This window comes from Acinetobacter sp. Ac_3412 (assembly GCF_013072675.1).
GTDB classification, from domain to species: domain Bacteria; phylum Pseudomonadota; class Gammaproteobacteria; order Pseudomonadales; family Moraxellaceae; genus Acinetobacter; species Acinetobacter higginsii.
Genome location: NZ_LXUJ01000012.1, coordinates 64,484 through 82,165 on the forward strand (window position 1 = coordinate 64,484; position 17,682 = coordinate 82,165).

A 17,682-nucleotide genomic window follows, 5' to 3' on the forward strand; every position below is an offset into this window, starting at 1 on the left:
CTACCTATGCTTGATGACGCATAAATTTCAGGAAGTAATCTACATATGTTGCCGCGACTTGCTGATCAATTTGCGTGCCTAATTTTTCCAAACGCTTATAACCCAAATGTGTGGTCATATTAATCACCCCATTGAGGGTTTTATCGACCACAAAATTGAACTTGAGACATTTTTTTGGTTCACGAATCAAATGAGTGACGCCAGCATCAATGACTTCGGTGAGAAGTTTGAGTGCATTTGAAATTTCTCGATGATCTCCGCCTGCCAACTTTTGGCTAGAAGCGATGACCTTCTGAGCCAAATGCTGCTCAACAGGATAAGTCATATATACCTGTTCATCTTCAAGTTGTAAGGTTTTAGAGAGGTATTCCACCAAAGGGATTAAACGGTCATTGCCAAAAAATGAAATCGACCACGGCATATATTTGCGAATTGCTTCCAAAATTTGCTGAATCACTTTTTCAGATTCACCCGTTTGTGAATACTGCTGATTTTCTTGTAACAGCACCATAAATACTTGTTCAATCACTTCACAAGCCATTTCAGACAATACACTGCCCAAAGCATTGGCCTGACTTTCTTTATGTCCTTGCAATAATTGCGCTCGAATATGTGCAAACCTTGCATAAGTATCCGCATGAATATTTAAAAAAACGGCGGTGTTCATTTTAATAACCCTAATTGTAAGATTCCATAAAAAAAGAGCTTGTTAAACAAGCCCTTTTATCAAATCTATTTTTCTATCATTTTTGGCGTTGTACACGCCGAATTTAGCACACTCTATTCTGTATCGACATGCATAAATGCTAAAAAATGATTGACGCAATCGGTTGCTGCATTGCTATCCACTTGATTACCCATTTTCTCTAAACGCTTATAACTTAAATGAGCAGTCATATTGATCACCCCATTTAAGGTTTTATCCACCACGGTATTAAAGTTGAGACATTTTTTTGGTTCACGAATCAAACTGGTCACCCCCAAATCCACGATTTGAATCAGGGTTTGAAACACATCGACCATATCACTGATTTCATTATTCTTGAGTTGGGTGACCAATGTATGTGCCTGCTGTACCAATTGTCGATCAATCGGATAAGATACATAAACCTGCTCATCGTGATACTTGATCATATTGGAAAAGTAATTGGCAAAGGGACACAGACGCTCATTCCCAAAAAAAGCAATCGACCACGGCATATATTTACGCACCGCAGCAATGATCTGTTGAATCACTCTTTCAGATTCAGCAGTATTTTTCTGGGTGAGCTGCGTCGGCTGACGATTTTGAATCAAGAGTACTGAAAACACTTGCTCGACAATCTCACAGGCAATTTCGGATAACACCTCACCCAAGATACGGGATTGGCTCTCATGCGTACCAGCATTGAGCTGTTGGCGGATGGTTTCAAATTGTCCATGCGTGACGTCATTAATTTTCAACAGGATTGAATAACTCATGAGAAGCATCCCTTTTTTAGTTTTTCGCATTCTTATATTGTTGTTTTAAGCATCAATATTTTTAAGTTATGTGATGCATTACACAAATCTAATCCTATTTATATAAAAATCCAACGCCTTCCATCGGTTTTTCCCGAAAAAAACGAAGTCTATAAAGCATTTATCTTGATTGAGCTGGCGATCATCGGTCATAAAAGCCACATTATGAAGCTGTATTCAACATCCCCTCTATAAAAGCTCAAAAAACAGCAATTCAGACATTATTTAAGCAGCTTTTCGCATTAACACTTGGCATGGCTGAAATGCCTACAGAAGCGAGGATTTTTTGCTACAATAGATCTAATTTTTTATTCAATTTTAATCTTCTGTACTATGACTGACGCTCAATCTGCTCAAAATATTGCAACCACTTACGATCCAACCGAGATCGAAAAGAAATGGTATCAAATCTGGGAACAACAAGGTTATTTCAAACCATCAGGTCAAGGTGAATCATTCTGTATCATGATTCCACCACCGAACGTCACCGGTAGCTTGCACATGGGACATGGCTTTAACAATGCCATCATGGATGCACTGACCCGTTACAACCGTATGATGGGTAAAAATACGTTATGGCAACCAGGAACTGACCATGCGGGGATTGCAACGCAGATGGTGGTCGAGCGTCAATTGGGTGCACAAGGTGTCAGCCGTCATGACTTAGGTCGTGAAAAGTTCATCGAAAAAATCTGGGAATGGAAAGAGCAATCAGGCGACACCATCACCCGTCAGATTCGTCGTTTAGGTTCGTCAGTCGACTGGTCGCGTGAACGCTTCACGATGGATGAAGGTTTGTCCAATGCAGTAAAAGAAGTCTTCGTAAAACTGCATGAAGATGGCTTGATCTACCGCGGCAAACGTCTGGTTAACTGGGACCCGAAACTACAAACGGCGCTATCAGACCTAGAAGTTGAATCAGATAAAGAAGAAGCAGGTTCATTGTGGCACTTCAAATATTTCTTTGAAGATAAAAACCTCCGTACCCATGATGGTAAAGACCACATCGTTGTTGCCACGACTCGTCCTGAAACCTTGTTAGGTGATACCGCTGTTGCTGTGGCACTGGATGATGAACGCTATACGCACCTTGTAGGTCAGAACATTATCCTGCCAATTACAGGTCGTGCTGTTCCAATCGTTAAAGATGAATATGTAGATAAAGAATTCGGTACAGGCTGTGTAAAAATCACCCCTGCACATGACTTTAACGACTATGAAGTCGGTAAGCGTTGTGAATTACCAATCATCAATATCTTCAATAAAAATGCAGAAGTATTGGCTGAGTTTGAATATATCGCCAAAGCGGGCGAGCAAATTTCTAAAACCATCCCTGCGCCTTCGGACTATATTGGTTTAGAGCGTTTTGAAGCACGTAAAAAACTGGTTGAACAAGCAGAAGCTGAAGGCTGGTTGGATCAAATCCAACCTTATACGCTTAAACCACCTCGTGGTGACCGTTCAGGTGTGATTGTTGAGCCATTATTGACAGATCAATGGTATGTAAAAATTGCACCATTGGCGCAACCTGCAATTGAAGCGGTTCAAGATGGTCGTATCAAGTTTGTTCCTGAGCAATACAGCAACATGTACATGGCGTGGATGAACAACATCCAAGACTGGTGTATCTCTCGTCAACTTTGGTGGGGTCACCGTATCCCAGCTTGGTACGATGCTGAAGGCAACATCTATGTCGGTCGTGACGAAGCTGAAGTCCGTGCCAAAAACAACATCCCTGCTGATGTTGTGTTAAACCAAGATGAAGACGTACTGGATACTTGGTTCTCTTCTGCGCTGTGGACCTTCTCAACCTTAGGTTGGACTGGCGATGCCAAGAAAGATGCGGAAAACTATTTCCTCAATACCTTCCACCCAACTGATGTATTGGTGACTGGTTTTGATATCATCTTCTTCTGGGTTGCGCGTATGATCATGTTTACGATGCACTTCATGAAGAATGAAGATGGTACGCCACAAGTACCGTTTAAAACGGTGTATGTTCACGGTCTGGTTCGTGATGGCGAAGGTCAAAAAATGTCGAAGTCTAAGGGCAACGTGCTTGACCCATTAGACCTAATTGACGGTGTTGACCTTGAGACTTTAGTACAAAAACGTACGACGGGTCTGATGAACCCGAAACAAGCGGCGAAGATTGAGAAATCAACCCGTAAAGAATTCCCAGAAGGCATTCAAGCTTACGGTACCGATGCAGTTCGTTTCACGTTCTGTGCGCTTGCCAATACAGGTCGTGACATTAAGTTCGATATGAAACGTGTTGAAGGCTACCGTAACTTTGCCAACAAGATCTGGAACGCAACCCGTTTCGTGTTGATGAATGTTGAAGGTCAAACGGTTGCTCAAGAAGCGCGTCCTGAGCTGTGGGAACTTCCAGAAAAATGGATCATGAGCCGTCTGCAAAAAGCAGAAGCTGCTGTACATCAAGCATTCGCTACCTATCGTTTAGACCTTGCTGCACAAGCGATATATGACTTTATCTGGAATGAATACTGTGACTGGTATGTTGAATTAACCAAACCAGTTCTAAACGATGCCAATGTATCTGAAGAGCGTAAAGCGGAAGTTCGCCGTGTATTACTTGCGGTGATGGAAGCCTCTTTACGTTTAGCACATCCGTTGATGCCGTATTTGACTGAAGAAATCTGGCAAACGCTTGCGCCGATGTTAGGCAAAGGCGGTGCTACGATTATGACTGCACAATACCCTGTTCCTGATCAAGCGAAAGTGAATGATCAAGCTGAAGCAGACATGCAGTGGTTACAAGGTTTGATTGGTGCGGTACGTAATATTCGTGGTGAAATGGGCTTAGGTAATGCGCGTTTATTGCCTGTATTACTCAAGAATATTTCTGATGCTGAGCGTGAGCAAATCATCCGTATCGAAGCTTTATTCAAAGCACTCGCTAAAGTTGAAAGCATCGAGTTCTTAAGCAATGAGCAAGAACCACCGTTGTCTTGTTCTAGCGTTGTCAGCCATGCATCAGTATTTGTACCAATGAAAGGTTTGATTGATCCTAAAGCTGAATTGGGTCGTTTGCAGAAAGACTTGGATAAAGTTCAAAAGCAACATGATCAAATTGCCAATAAACTTTCGAATGAAGGTTTCGTAGCGAAAGCACCAGCAGCAGTTGTTGAAGGTGAAAAAGTGAAATTGGCTGAGTTTGCTGATCAGTTAGCGAAAATTAAGCAAAGTATGGAGCAGATTGCTGCGCTTTAATGTGTTGCATTTTTGATCTAATGTATTGTATAAAGGGCTGATTATTCAGCCCTTTATATTAAAAATAAATCCAAGTTTTAAGTTCTTAGATTCCTTTCAAGTTACGAAATGTTGCCCTATAGCTGATATGCGATATTCCCTCTCCTTTGAGGAGAGGGTTAGGGAGAGGTCTTATTAGAAAGTGCACAACATTTATTCCATAAATCATCCAAAACTCTCTCAGTATTTTTCAAAATTTCATGGTTCCAATACCGTACCACTGTTAAATCCAGAGCCTCTAAAAACTTGGTTCGTTCAGCATCATATTCAATCGCATCTTTAGCTCCATGCTGGCTGCCATCTAGTTCGATCACCAAACCCAATTCATGACAGTAAAAATCCACAATATAAGGTGCAATCACATGCTGTCTGCGAAATTTCAGATTCATAAATCGTTTAGCCCGAAGTAATTGCCACATCAAATGTTCAGCATCTGTTGCATTACTACGCATAGCTTTGGCGAATTCTAATAATTGTGGGTCTAGTTTCATTTTTTATTTTCCATTTTAATTACCCTCACCCCAGCCCTCTCCCTGAGGGAGAGGGAGCATCCTTTGTGAATTTGATAGTTATTCGATACGCAACATGCCCTCTCCTTCTAGGAGAGGGTTAGGGAGAGGTTACAGCACCCCATGCCCCAACAACATCTCCACCCCACTCAGCTTTTTCATATGCTTTAAACGTTCTTTTTCCCACTTCAACTGCTGCTTTAACTCAGCACAATCCGCATCTATAGCTTTATATACATCACCAATATGCAGATGCTCGGCTTTGACTTTTTTCGCCAACTGAAAAGAATCCAAAATCTCATCAATTTGACTTTCGAGTTGCTGACTTTGTGCATCCAAAGCCAGTTTATAAAACTTCACTTGCTCTGCTGATAACTCTTTAGCGCCAACACCTTTGTTCTGTTCAAGCTGTAATTGAAGCTTGAGCAAATAAAACAAATCCTGCTGCTCATAAGCCTGACTTGCCTGCTGGAACAACTCAGTTTTTTCTTCTTTTTTGGTCTCGTCTTGCTCACGGTCAGGATGAATCATCGCTGCTATTTTTAAATACACCGTTTTCAACGATTGTGCTGCCATCTGCTCAGCTTGTTCTCTTTTCTGCTGTTGTCTCAGTTGCTTGGCCTGTTCCCTAGCCTGTTGTTGCTCAACAGCATACTGCTCAAAGTCATCTTGTTCTAGTTCTACACTTTGCTCAGAACTTTCATTGAATTCAAACTCAGCTGACTGTACTTTTTTATTCTTTTTAAGCGATTGCTGTGCATGTTGCTGATAAAAGGTATCGATCTGCTTCACTAATCTTAGCTGTTCATCCTTTAACATTTTGGAGCGCTTTAACATTTGGGCAAGCTGAGCAATTTTTTCATCCAGTTGTTGCATATCCGCTTTGGAAAACTCATGCTGCTGTAACAGCGTCCAAAGCTGATCTAACTGCTGAAACAAGACTTCATGCAATTCACTATACACAGGCATCAGCTTTTGCCGTGTGTGCTGTTGAATCTCGGCTTGAGCGTTTTGCCATGTGGCAAGGCTGATTTTTTGCTGTTCTATTTGATCAATCAGGCGATTCAGCTTCTTCTGCTGTGCAGAAGGTTGAGCCCTTTGCTTTAAATTGACTTTGAGATCAAAGGACATAATGCTGCCGCCTAAAAATTAAAAAGTGTAGCAATAATCAACCAACAAAGTCAGCAAACACTTTCAATATCGTGTTTGGACAAACAAATCGCTTAACTAAGCTTTACTCATCGCCAAATAAGGCATTGGCTGAAACGACCTTGGTGATTTTAACTTTATCTTGTTTCAGCAAGGGATAGATTTTTTGTCTAAGTACATCACTGGTCATGCTGCCATTCAAATTCAGTAACACAGGCTCTTCGCTCAGTGACCCTTTACCTAAGTATTCTTGATTCAAATCATTGGTGGTTGCTTGATTGACCACCACAAAATAGCCTGAAATGCCTTTGACCTGACCACAAGCCAAACTTTGTGGTGACCAATCCCCTTGGCGAATCACTTTTTGCAACGTATAGCCTTTGCTTTTTAATTGCTGCGCTTGCTCTGCTGTTGCGATTGGAAAATCAATCTGCTTTTGCTGTCCTTTCCAACTCACCAACAAATGACTGGATTGACAAGATTCACGCATGACGCCACCACTTCCTCTCAGCGCGCCTTCATCTGGATCAAAACAGGATGAAATCACTTGAAAAGTTGCTTCACCACAATGTAACGGCTCAGATTGATACATCTTGAATGGCGTTGCTTCAGCGTGGCTCAGCTGAGTTAAACATAAGGATATAATACAAAAGTTGGCGAATTTATTGTTCATATGAAGTCGTATTAGAATTAAAGGTTGACTCATTCTATCTTAAAAATTGAGTGACTAAAAAAAGTCCTCATACTCCTCAATTTGAATTCAACATTAAAAATGACAGACCCAATTTTTAAGCTAAAATCTGTTATATACATCATCATTTAAATACTCTAATTTTATGAAGAATAAAGTCCTATTACTCACCTCATTTATTTTGCTCGCTGGATGTAATGAAAAACCGAAGCCTTCATCGGAAGGCGATCAACCCACACCAAAAGCAACTCAACAAACCCAAGCCGTATCAGAACCTGTGCTTATTCCCGCTACCCCCGAATCCGATTATCTCGCCAATAATTCAACTCCACTACCAAAAGGCTATTCAGTTGATACAACCCATCTCAAAAAGCCTTTGTTTATTGATTTTGATGGCGATGGAGATCTGGATACTTTTCGAGTGCTGAAAAACCCAAATAAAAAAGGAATGAAATATCTCTTTGAATTCCGTATCTCAAATAGCGACAAAGTTTATTACTACGAAAATACAGATAAAGATTATGACCTCGATATTTTCGGAACTTTTGAAGTTGCACCTAAAACAGATATTTACGTGGATGAAGACTATCGCTTTGATGAAGATGGAAATATCTTAGCTGATGAGCAAATTGACCCAAAACATTATCTAAAGTTCAAGGGTGATGGCATTTCTGTCAATGTTTTAGAAGAAACCTGTGCAACATCTGTATTTTTCTTAACAGATGAAAAAATTAAACGAATCGCGCTGTGCTAAATCCTAATTTCCATTTCATAACAAAAGCCGCCCAATTGAGCGGCTTTTTCAATCACGTAAACAGATTACTGTGCGGTATAACCACCATCCATCACCACCGCCTGTCCTGTAATCCCTGCGCCTTTGTTGCTGGCTAAGAAAATCGCATAGTCGGCAATTTCTTCAACGCTAAGTAGACGCTTCTGTGGCACCATCGCCAAAATCACATCTTCCAAAGCACTTTCCAGATTCACATTACGGGTTTTCGCCAAATCCGCAATCTGCCCTCGCACCAATGGCGTATCCACATAGCCCGGACATAAAGCATTTACGGTAATGCCGTCACGGGCACATTCCAAAGCTGCCACTTTAGTTAAACCAATCACCCCATGCTTGGCACTGTTATAGCCCGCCTTACCCGCAAAACCAATCAGGCCATTGATCGAAGACATATTGATAATACGGCCATATTGTTGTGCTTTCATAATCGGAAATGTGTGCTTAATTCCGATAAATGAACCTGTCAGCATCACCTGTACCAGTTTCTGATAAATATCAGTGGAGAAGTCTTCAATTGCAGCGACATGCTGAAAACCTGCATTATTGATCAGGATATCCAAACGCCCAAAAGTTTGCGTGGTCAAATCAATCGCCGCTTTATAAGCTTGCTCATCAGTCACATCACAAGGCGCAGACAAAGCCTCAAAACCCTGCTGTTTTAACTGCTCCACTGCTTGCTGACATTTCTCTGCATTGACATCAGAAATCACCACTTTCGAGCCTTCCTGAGCAAATTTTTTCGCAATTTCCAAACCAATCCCACTAGCCGAACCTGTAATAAAGGCCACTTTGGCTTCGAGTTGTTGAGTCATTGTGCTACTCCTATTCTTAATCATTTTGATTGTTCACCCGCCACTACTGGCAAGCTCAAATTAAAATTCAACTTAGACAATACCGAACCATGTAAATGCAGCAATCACCACAAATACTGCCAAGGTTTTAATAATAGTGACCGCAAAAATATCTTTATAGGATTGCTTATGGGTTAAACCTGTGACTGCAAGCAAGGTAATTACCGCGCCATTATGTGGGAGCGTGTCCATACCGCCCGATGCCATCGCCACCACACGATGCATCACTTCTGGTGGAATGCCTGCCGCCACAATAGCAGCGTTATAGGTTTCTGCCATCGCACTCAAAGCAATACTCATCCCGCCCGATGCCGAACCTGTAATCCCCGCCAATACGGTCGTGGTCACCGCACCATTGACCAAAGGATTGGTAAAGGTCGTACCGAGTGCATGACTAATCAAAGCAAAGCCCGGTAATGCCGCAATAATCGCACCAAAACCATATTCAGAAGCGGTATTCATCACCGCCAATAATGAACCACTGATACTGGCATTGACGCCTTCTTTAAAGTTGGTCACCACGCGCCGATAATCAAACAAGATCGCAGCAATAATCCCGACAATCAAGGCCAAGCCGACTGCCCAGATTGCGCCTGTTTTTGCCACATCAACAGTGTAGTTGGCGAGACCAATTGCATTAAAATCAAAGCCATTTGGATACCATTCTTTGATGGCTGTGGATAGATAACGGTTCATCACTGCAACCAAAATCAACGGCACAAAGGCCATACATTGACGTAGTACTGAACCATTGTGCTGCGTAGATTGTTCAACATCGGCAGTCGCTGGTGTGACTGCATCTTCAGCAGCAAAACCAGCATAACCTTCACCTGCACGAGCCGCAGCTTTACGGCGTGATTCCAGATAGAGTAGACCCATGCTCAAGACGAAAATCGCCCCAATGACACCTAAAAACGGCGCTGCATAAATATTGGTGCCAAAGAAGGTGGTTGGAATCACGTTTTGAATTTGCGGTGTACCCGGCAAAGCATCCATGGTGAATGTAAATGCGCCTAGGGCAATAGTGCCGGGAATCAAACGTTTTGGAATATTGGCTTGTTGGAACAACTGATTGGCAAATGGATAAATCGCAAATACCGCCACAAACAGACTGACACCACTATAAGTCAGAATGGCACCGAGTAAAACCACGGTTAAAATGGCTTTCTTTGCGCCAATCAAATTGACAATGGTACGGGCAATGGACTCGGCAATACCTGACATTTCTACCACTTTGCCAAAGATTGCACCCAGCAAGAACACCAAGAAATAGTCTTTAATGAAATTGACCATCTTCGGCATGAAAACGCCCGAATAAAATGGCAGCACATTGGCAGGGTTAATCAGAAAAACCGCGAGCAATGCACATAACGGCGCCATGAGAATCACGGAAAAACCGCGATAGGCCGTGTACATCAGCAAGCCTAAAGACAGCAGAATGACAAATAAGTCCCACATATTCTTTTACTCCATTCCAAAGAATATATGTCAGGGTCAACCAAATTATTTTTTTTATACTGTGTGGTGGTTATCCTAACCATAAATAAAATCAAAATACTGCCGATTGCAGTACTGAATCTAAAACCATGACGCATGTTAAAACGTATTTTAAAATAGCATTAAAATCACAAAAAACAAGACCATTAAAACAAAACACATAATTTTAATTATTATTAAAAATCAATATAATACACAAATTAATACCAAAAAATTTAATTGATTAATAAAACAAATTAACTATTCAAAAATACTCATCAATCTCATCAAATTATATTTAGCTTATTCTTTTTAAAATCCATTTTTCGATATTGAGATAAAATAAATCAATAATCGCATGTCAAATTTTTAAAAATAAACAGCTTGCCTCTCGCCACCGAATTAACAAAAATGCCAGTCACAATGTGCTGTTTTTTTTATAAATTACAGCATATAAATCAAAAACTTTCCGCATAGGTCGTCCACCATGACTTTAAAGCAACTCAAAGCATTTCTGGCTTTGACTCGTACCCTGAATTATGCAAATGCCTCTGCTGAATTGCATCTCAGTCAATCTGCTTTAAGTCTAAGTATCAAATCACTGGAAGAAGAACTGGGCGGCAAGCTGTTTAAACGTAATACCCGTCGGGTTGAACTAACACAAGAAGGAAAATCATTGATCCCCTATGCCAAGAAATTACTGGCCAATTGGGAAGATATGGAAAAAGACGTCAAGCAACGATTTAAACTCAATCGCGGCACCCTCAATATTGCCTCGATGCCCTTTGTCACCCATGCGATTTTGCCGCAAGTGATTCATAGCTTCTTAGCCAAACACCCCAATATCAGTTTTTCTATTCATGACATTCCCAATGAAAAAGTACTGGAAAACGTTCAGGATGGCATTTTTGAAATTGGTATCTGCTTTGAACCACCACGCAATGATCAACTGGAATTTAAACCTTTATTTGAGGAAGATTTCCTTGCGCTCTTACCAAAGACTCATCCTTTGGCAAGCGCGGATTCGATCAGTTGGAAACAACTCTGTGCCAATCCCTTTGTGACCTTGCAACATCCCTCGATCGTTCGACACCTGATTGAAGAAAACTGTCTTAAAAACCATCTGACTTTAGATTTAAAAGTTGAATGTCATCAGATCAGCTCCCTCTCCAGCTTTGTCGCATTGGATATGGGGGTCAGTGCCATCCCCCGTCATTTTCAGAATTTTATCGATAAGGAACATAATGTCTTAATTGAAATTGAGGACGGCAAACTGCCGCAAGCGATTGGCATTGTCTATAAAAAAGACTTTGAGCTTTCCAATATCTCAGCCGAGTTTATCGAGATCTTGCTACAACATGATTTTGGCTAAGTCCTTTCGGCTGATACACCAAGACAGACTCCCCTGTTATAACGCCAGTTTTGAGTGAAATAGATGAAATTTATTGTATTAATGAGTTTCCCTCATTAATCCTTTAAAAATTTAAACTTCTGTAAATAATCCCTGAGTGCTAAAACTATTAGAAACCAAGGAATTTACAGGTGAAAAAAATGAATAAAGTCTATTCAACCGCAGCACTGGCACTGCAAGATGTGGTGCAAGATCAACAGACATTTGCGGTTGGCGGTTTTGGCCTATGTGGTATTCCTGAGGCATTAATCCAAGCACTGAAAGAAACTGGTGTAACAGGCCTCACTTGTATTTCCAATAATGCAGGCATTGATGATTTTGGCTTGGGTGTCTTGCTCAAAACCCGACAAATTAAAAAAATGATCTCGTCTTATGTGGGCGAAAATAAAGAATTTGAACGCCAGTATCTAAATGGCGAACTCGAAGTTGAACTCACTCCTCAAGGCACACTAGCCGAAAAATTACGCGCTGGCGGTGCAGGCATTCCTGCCTTTTATACCGCAACAGGTGCAGGCACCTTGGTGGCTGAAGGTAAGGAACAGCGCGAATTTAATGGTCGTACTTACATCCTTGAACCCTCACTGACCGCAGATGTGGCACTGGTTAAAGCCTACAAAGCGGATAAAGCTGGCAATCTGGTGTTCCGTAAAACTGCACAAAACTTTAACCCTGAATGTGCAATGGCTGGAAAAGTCACCATTGCTGAAGTAGAGCAAATTGTTGAGATCGGCGAACTTGATCCAGATGAAATTCATTTAGCGGGCATTTACGTCAATCGTGTGGTGCTGAATGCCACACCAGAAAAACGTATCGAACAAAAAACCCTAAAAGCACAGGACGCATAATCATGGCATGGACACGTGAACAAATGGCACAACGTGCCGCGCAAGAATTACAAGATGGTTTCTACGTCAATCTTGGTATTGGCCTGCCAACATTGGTTGCCAACTACATCCCAGAGGATATGGATGTGTGGTTGCAATCGGAAAATGGTCTACTCGGCATTGGTGAATTTCCAACCGAACAGCAACTCGACCCTGATCTAATCAATGCAGGCAAACAAACTGTCACCGCTCGTGCAGGTGCGGCATTTTTCTCAAGCAGTGAATCCTTTGCCATGATTCGTGGCGGCCACGTCAATATCGCCATTCTGGGTGCTATGGAAGTCTCTGAACAAGGTGACCTCGCCAACTGGATGATTCCGGGCAAAAAAGTCAAAGGCATGGGCGGCGCGATGGACTTGGTTGCAGGCGTTCAACGTGTGGTGGTGCTGATGGAACACAATGCCAAAGATGGGACTGCTAAAATCGTTAAGCAGTGTAGCTTACCGCTGACAGGTCAAAAAGTCGTGCATCGTATTATTACCGACTTGGGCGTTTTAGATGTTGTCGCAGAAGGCATCAAACTGGTGGAGTTAGCACCGGATGTCACTGAACAACAAATTCTAGATGCTACAGGTGTTGAGCTGTTGATTGAAGCCAAAGCTTAACTCTCCCCCCCTTTTATTTTTCTCGTTGAAGTGATGCTGTAATGGCATCACTTTTCGCTGTTTTCGGGAGCAGCACATTCATTTAGGACAAATGAATCAGATACAACAAAATTAAAAATGGATGCTAAACATGAATAAACAACCTGCCTTGTTAGAACGGTTTGCCCTGCGGATTAGTAACTGGTCGGAAAAATGGTTTCCTGACTCTTATATCTTTGCCCTGCTCGGTGTGATTATCGTTTCCTTTGCTGCAATCAGTATCGGTGCATCGGTACAAGATGTCGCCAGCTCCTTTGGGAATGGTTTTTGGAGTTTAATCCCTTTCACTCTGCAAATGACCATGCTGATTATTGTTGGCTATGTGGTTTCGGTTTCTGCACCTGTGAAAAAACTGATTCAGAAGATGGCGCGTATCCCCCATTCGGGACGCAGTGCCATTGTGTTGGTGGCCACGGTCAGTTTATTGATTTCTTTGGTCAATTGGGCAGTCAGTACTATTCTGACGGCGTTATTGGTGATTGCGCTAGCAAAACGTAAAGAACTACAAATGGACTACCGTGCAGCCGCAGCCGCTGCAATCATTGGCATGGGCGCAACTTGGGCACTGGGTATCAGCTCTTCTGCAGCCCAGTTACAGGCCAATAAAGCCAGTCTGCCTGAGTCAATCTATAACTTAACCGGTGTAATTCCATTTACCGAAACCATCTTCCTGTGGCAATCCATGTTAATGACTTTAATCTTGGTGATTGTCTCAATTGCGATTGCCTATTGGTCTGCACCGAAAGGTGACAATGTCAAAACCATGCAGGATTTTGAGCTCAACTTTGAAGAAGAGGAAAAGACCGAAGTCAAATCGACCCGACCTGGGGATTGGTTGGAGAACTCACCGCTTTTGACCATTATTGTGGTGGCATTAGGCTTGATCTGGATGTTTATCGAGTTTTCTAAAACCAATCCAATCATCGCCATTTCCAGTCTCAATACTTATAACTTTGTGTTTTTGATGCTGGGGCTTGCACTACACCGTACTCCACGTAATTTTCTCAATGCGGTGAGTCAGGCCGTGCCTGCTGTGTCAGGAATTTTAATCCAGTTCCCACTCTATGGCAGTATCGCCTTTATTATGACCCAAGCGCTGAATAGTCAGGATTTATCCCTGTCGCACTATATTGCTGAATTCTTTGTCTCGATTGCCTCCAAAGAGACCTTTGCGATTGTGATGGGCATCTACTCTGCGGTACTCGGTTTCTTTGTTCCCTCAGGCGGTGGTAAATGGATTATTGAAGCGCCATATGTGATGCAGGCTGCCAATGATTTGCAGGTGCATTTAGGTTGGTCGGTGCAGATTTATAATGCGGCAGAAGCATTGCCAAATCTGATCAATCCCTTCTTTATGCTGCCGATGTTGGGAATTTTAAAACTCAAGGCCAAAGACGTGATTGGTTTTACCGTGACTCAATTGGTGTTCCATCTTCCGTTAGTGCTGTTCTTATTGTGGATTTTAGGACGCACCCTCAGCTATAGCCCACCAGTCATGTAAGACCAGCAACAATTGTACAGCGCTGCTTTTTATATTGAACATCAGAGATATGAAAAGTGGCGTGAGCTGTTCTTGAACACAGCAAAAACCATCTCCCCATTTGCATTGAAATCACCCACGACTCCTTTCATTTAGAAATGCCCAGAACTGTGCTATTTTTAGGCAAATTGCACCACTTTTCACCAAAATTACAATTTAATTTCTAAATTGGTGCGTTTTTTGCTTTATAAATTTCATCAAATTGAGCTGTTTCAATACAGCTTGAGTTTTTAGATTTACTAAATCTATTTTGGTGCAAAAAATGAATCAAATATTTGCATCAAAATAAAATTTAGCACTTTTTTTGAGCACCACTATGCAAAACGTAGATCTATTTTTCTTACTGCTCGGTGCAGTACTAGTATTAGCAATGCACGCTGGCTTTGCGTTCTTGGAATTGGGCACGGTACGCCATAAAAACCAAGTCAATGCATTGAGTAAAATCCTTACCGATTTTGCCATTTCAGCGATTGCCTATTTCTTTGTAGGCTATTGGATTGCATATGGTCAAAACTTTTTCCATGCAGGCAGTACCTTAGCAGCCGATCATGGCTATAACTTAATGCGTTGTTTCTTCTTACTGACCTTTGCTGCTGCAATTCCTGCGATTATTTCGGGTGGTATCGCAGAACGTGCCAAGATGCGTGCTCAAGCCATTGCAACATTGATCTTGGTAGCACTGATTTATCCTTTCTTCGAAGGCATGATTTGGAATGGTAACTATGGTCTGCAAAAGTGGTTAGAGAACTCTTTTGGTGCAAGTTTCCATGATTTTGCAGGTTCTGTTGTGGTTCATGCAATGGGCGGCTGGATTGCCCTTGCTGCGGTGATTTTACTCGGTGCTCGTCATGGTCGTTATAAAAATGATGGTCGTGTCAGTGCCCATCCGCCTTCATCTATTCCATTCCTTGCTTTAGGTTCATGGATTCTGATCGTGGGCTGGTTTGGCTTTAACGTGATGAGTGCACAACGGGTTGAAGCCATCTCTGGTCTGGTTGCAATTAACTCTCTCATGGCAATGGTAGGTGGAACTTTAGCTGCCAATTTCATGGGCAAAGATGACCCTGGTTTCTTACACAATGGTCCATTGGCTGGATTGGTCGCAATCTGTGCAGGTTCCGATATTGTGCACCCAATTGGTGCGTTAGTAATTGGTGGTACTGCAGGTGCATTGTTTGTTTACCTGTTTACTTACACTCAAAACAAACTCAAAGTCGATGATGTACTTGGGGTATGGCCATTACACGGTGTTTGTGGTGCATTGGGCGGTATTGCAGCGGGCATCTTTGGTCAACAAGCTTTAGGTGGCTTAGGGGGTGTCTCCATTATCTCACAAGTCATTGGTACGGGTCTTGGCATTATCATTGCCTTAGTCGGTGGTTTTATTGTCTATGGTCTATTAAAAGCCACTATGGGTATTCGCCTGTCACAAGAAGATGAGTATCGTGGTGCGGATCTTTCAATCCATAAAATTTCAGCCAATTCTGAAGAATCGATGTTCTAATTTTCAAACCTTTTTAAGCGACGGAAACGTCGCTTTTTTTTATCTCAATTAAAAACGGGCTAGTTTTTATTTTCCCTATTTTATTTTTCTCTTCTCATCGATGCTATCGATACATAGCAGTTTTAATACTGAAATAAAGCAGTTGTGCAACCGACTCTGCCCCAGTGAATTCAAGCGATCATGGCACATATCATGCTTTATATTTCTTGCAATTTTTACTGTAATTTACAGCTTTTAAATTACGCCATTCATCCACCATTACGATTAACAAAACCGCAAAGAATATCGCTTGAGCATGCGCATTGAACTCTATTAAGATGAAAAATAATGTTTTTTAAGACATCAAAAAGAACACATTATTTTTCATAACAATGAACGGTTAAACCGCAACAATGACGCATGCGATCATAACGATACAAAAGGAGTTTTGTACATGATTTATAAACGCACCATGACCTCTCTGCTTTGTGCAGGCACATTGGTATTCGGACTCAGTGCTTGTAGTGACAACAAAGCGCCGGCTGCTGGCGACAAAGCGACTGAAGCGGGTGTCTCCACTTCGGGAACATTAAACAAAATCAAAAGCTCTGGCACGATAGTGCTGGGTTATCGAGATTCATCCATTCCCTTTTCTTATATTGCATCGACCCCAAACCAACCCGTCGGTTATGCGCATGATCTGCAACTTAAAGTGGTTGAAGCCGTAAAGCAGAAGCTGAATATGCCAGACCTGAAAATTCGCTATAACCTCGTCACTAGTCAGAACCGTATTCCACTGGTCTCGAATGGGACTGTCGATCTAGAATGTGGCTCAACCACCAATAATAAAGAACGACAGCAGCAGGTTGATTTTTCTGTTGGTTTCTTTGAGGTCGGCTCTCGACTGCTAACTGCTAAAAATTCGGGGATTAAAGACTTTGCCGATTTAAAAGGCAAAAAATTGGTGACAACAGCAGGAACCACATCTGAACGCTATATCCGTCAACACCAACAAGAACTTGGTATTGGTGAAATCATTTCTGCCAAGGACCATGCTGAATCTTTCTTGATGCTGCAAAATGGCCGTGCTGTCGCTTTTATGATGGATGATATTCTGCTCGCAGGTGAAAAATCTAAAGCCAAAGATCCGAATCAATGGGACATCGTTGGTACTGCACCAATTCATGAAATCTATGGTTGTATGCTGCGTAAAGGTGATACTGGTTTTAAACAGGTAGTTGATGATGCCATCAAGGCAACTTATGCCTCTGGTGAAATCAACAAGATGTATGAAAAATGGTTCCAGCAACCGATTCCGCCAAAAAATATTAATTTGAATTTTGCCATGTCGGATCAGCTCAAAGCCTTAATCAGCAATCCACATGATCGCGATCAGTAATTCGCTCCCCTTATCGCAAGCATAATATTGTGGAATCGGGAAACAGTGGATGTTGTCCCGATTCTACTCAGGAGTTGTT

Annotated in this window: 15 protein-coding genes; 8 read left to right on the top strand and 7 right to left on the bottom strand. The window is 41.9% G+C overall.

Annotated elements, in window-relative coordinates; all coding sequences use genetic code 11:
- Positions 1–4: 4 nt before the first annotated feature.
- Positions 5–667, bottom strand: coding sequence for a hypothetical protein (locus tag A7P54_RS15610; protein ID WP_159414388.1), 663 nt, complete (start codon positions 665–667; stop codon positions 5–7).
- A 113-nt stretch (positions 668–780) separates the two neighbouring features.
- Positions 781–1,461, bottom strand: a complete 681-nt coding sequence (locus A7P54_RS15615; RefSeq protein ID WP_171550113.1) for a hypothetical protein — start codon at positions 1,459–1,461, stop codon at positions 781–783.
- Between the two features lie 372 nt (positions 1,462–1,833).
- Between A7P54_RS15615 and A7P54_RS15620 the strand changes: the two genes are divergently transcribed.
- Positions 1,834–4,734, top strand: coding sequence for a valine--tRNA ligase (locus A7P54_RS15620; protein ID WP_171550114.1), 2,901 nt, complete (start codon positions 1,834–1,836; stop codon positions 4,732–4,734).
- 158 nt (positions 4,735–4,892) lie between these two features.
- Here A7P54_RS15620 and A7P54_RS15625 read toward each other — a convergent pair whose 3' ends face one another.
- The 3 genes from A7P54_RS15625 to A7P54_RS15635 all read right to left on the bottom strand — a co-directional run bounded on the left by A7P54_RS15625 (position 4,893) and on the right by A7P54_RS15635 (position 7,104).
- Positions 4,893–5,264, bottom strand: a complete 372-nt coding sequence (locus A7P54_RS15625; protein WP_171550115.1) for an endonuclease domain-containing protein — start codon at positions 5,262–5,264, stop codon at positions 4,893–4,895.
- A gap of 129 nt (positions 5,265–5,393) precedes the next feature.
- A complete protein-coding gene (locus A7P54_RS15630; RefSeq protein WP_171550116.1) occupies positions 5,394–6,413 on the bottom strand; it encodes a molecular chaperone DnaJ in 1,020 nt (339 codons plus the stop codon).
- A gap of 103 nt (positions 6,414–6,516) precedes the next feature.
- Positions 6,517–7,104, bottom strand: a complete 588-nt coding sequence (locus A7P54_RS15635; RefSeq protein ID WP_171550117.1) for a hypothetical protein — start codon at positions 7,102–7,104, stop codon at positions 6,517–6,519.
- A gap of 163 nt (positions 7,105–7,267) precedes the next feature.
- On the opposite strand from A7P54_RS15635, the gene A7P54_RS15640 reads away from it, so the two are divergent.
- Positions 7,268–7,876, top strand: a complete 609-nt coding sequence (locus A7P54_RS15640; protein WP_171550118.1) for a hypothetical protein — start codon at positions 7,268–7,270, stop codon at positions 7,874–7,876.
- Positions 7,877–7,941: 65 nt separating this feature from the next.
- Here A7P54_RS15640 and A7P54_RS15645 read toward each other — a convergent pair whose 3' ends face one another.
- Positions 7,942–8,727, bottom strand: coding sequence for a 3-hydroxybutyrate dehydrogenase (locus tag A7P54_RS15645; protein ID WP_171550119.1), 786 nt, complete (start codon positions 8,725–8,727; stop codon positions 7,942–7,944).
- 72 nt (positions 8,728–8,799) lie between these two features.
- Positions 8,800–10,224 (bottom strand): GntP family permease, encoded by a 1,425-nt coding sequence (locus tag A7P54_RS15650; RefSeq protein WP_216077139.1) that lies wholly within the window; start codon positions 10,222–10,224, stop codon positions 8,800–8,802.
- A gap of 505 nt (positions 10,225–10,729) precedes the next feature.
- Between A7P54_RS15650 and A7P54_RS15655 the strand changes: the two genes are divergently transcribed.
- From A7P54_RS15655 to A7P54_RS15680, 6 genes are all read left to right on the top strand, one after another.
- Positions 10,730–11,614 (top strand): LysR family transcriptional regulator, encoded by an 885-nt coding sequence (locus A7P54_RS15655; protein WP_004803082.1) that lies wholly within the window; start codon positions 10,730–10,732, stop codon positions 11,612–11,614.
- Between the two features lie 179 nt (positions 11,615–11,793).
- On the top strand, positions 11,794–12,498 hold the full coding sequence (locus A7P54_RS15660) for a CoA transferase subunit A (RefSeq protein WP_070075836.1): 705 nt from the start codon (positions 11,794–11,796) through the stop codon (positions 12,496–12,498).
- A 2-nt stretch (positions 12,499–12,500) separates the two neighbouring features.
- Complete coding sequence (locus A7P54_RS15665; RefSeq protein ID WP_033133597.1) at positions 12,501–13,142, top strand: CoA transferase subunit B; 642 nt, start codon at positions 12,501–12,503, stop codon at positions 13,140–13,142.
- A 130-nt stretch (positions 13,143–13,272) separates the two neighbouring features.
- On the top strand, positions 13,273–14,682 hold the full coding sequence (locus tag A7P54_RS15670; RefSeq protein WP_171550120.1) for a TIGR00366 family protein: 1,410 nt from the start codon (positions 13,273–13,275) through the stop codon (positions 14,680–14,682).
- 355 nt (positions 14,683–15,037) lie between these two features.
- Positions 15,038–16,225: an ammonium transporter gene (locus tag A7P54_RS15675; protein ID WP_171550121.1), complete on the top strand. Its 1,188-nt coding sequence runs from the start codon at positions 15,038–15,040 to the stop codon at positions 16,223–16,225.
- A gap of 433 nt (positions 16,226–16,658) precedes the next feature.
- Entirely contained in the window at positions 16,659–17,603 is a 945-nt protein-coding gene (locus A7P54_RS15680) for a transporter substrate-binding domain-containing protein (RefSeq protein WP_171550122.1), read from the top strand.
- The last annotated feature ends 79 nt before the right edge of the window (positions 17,604–17,682 follow it).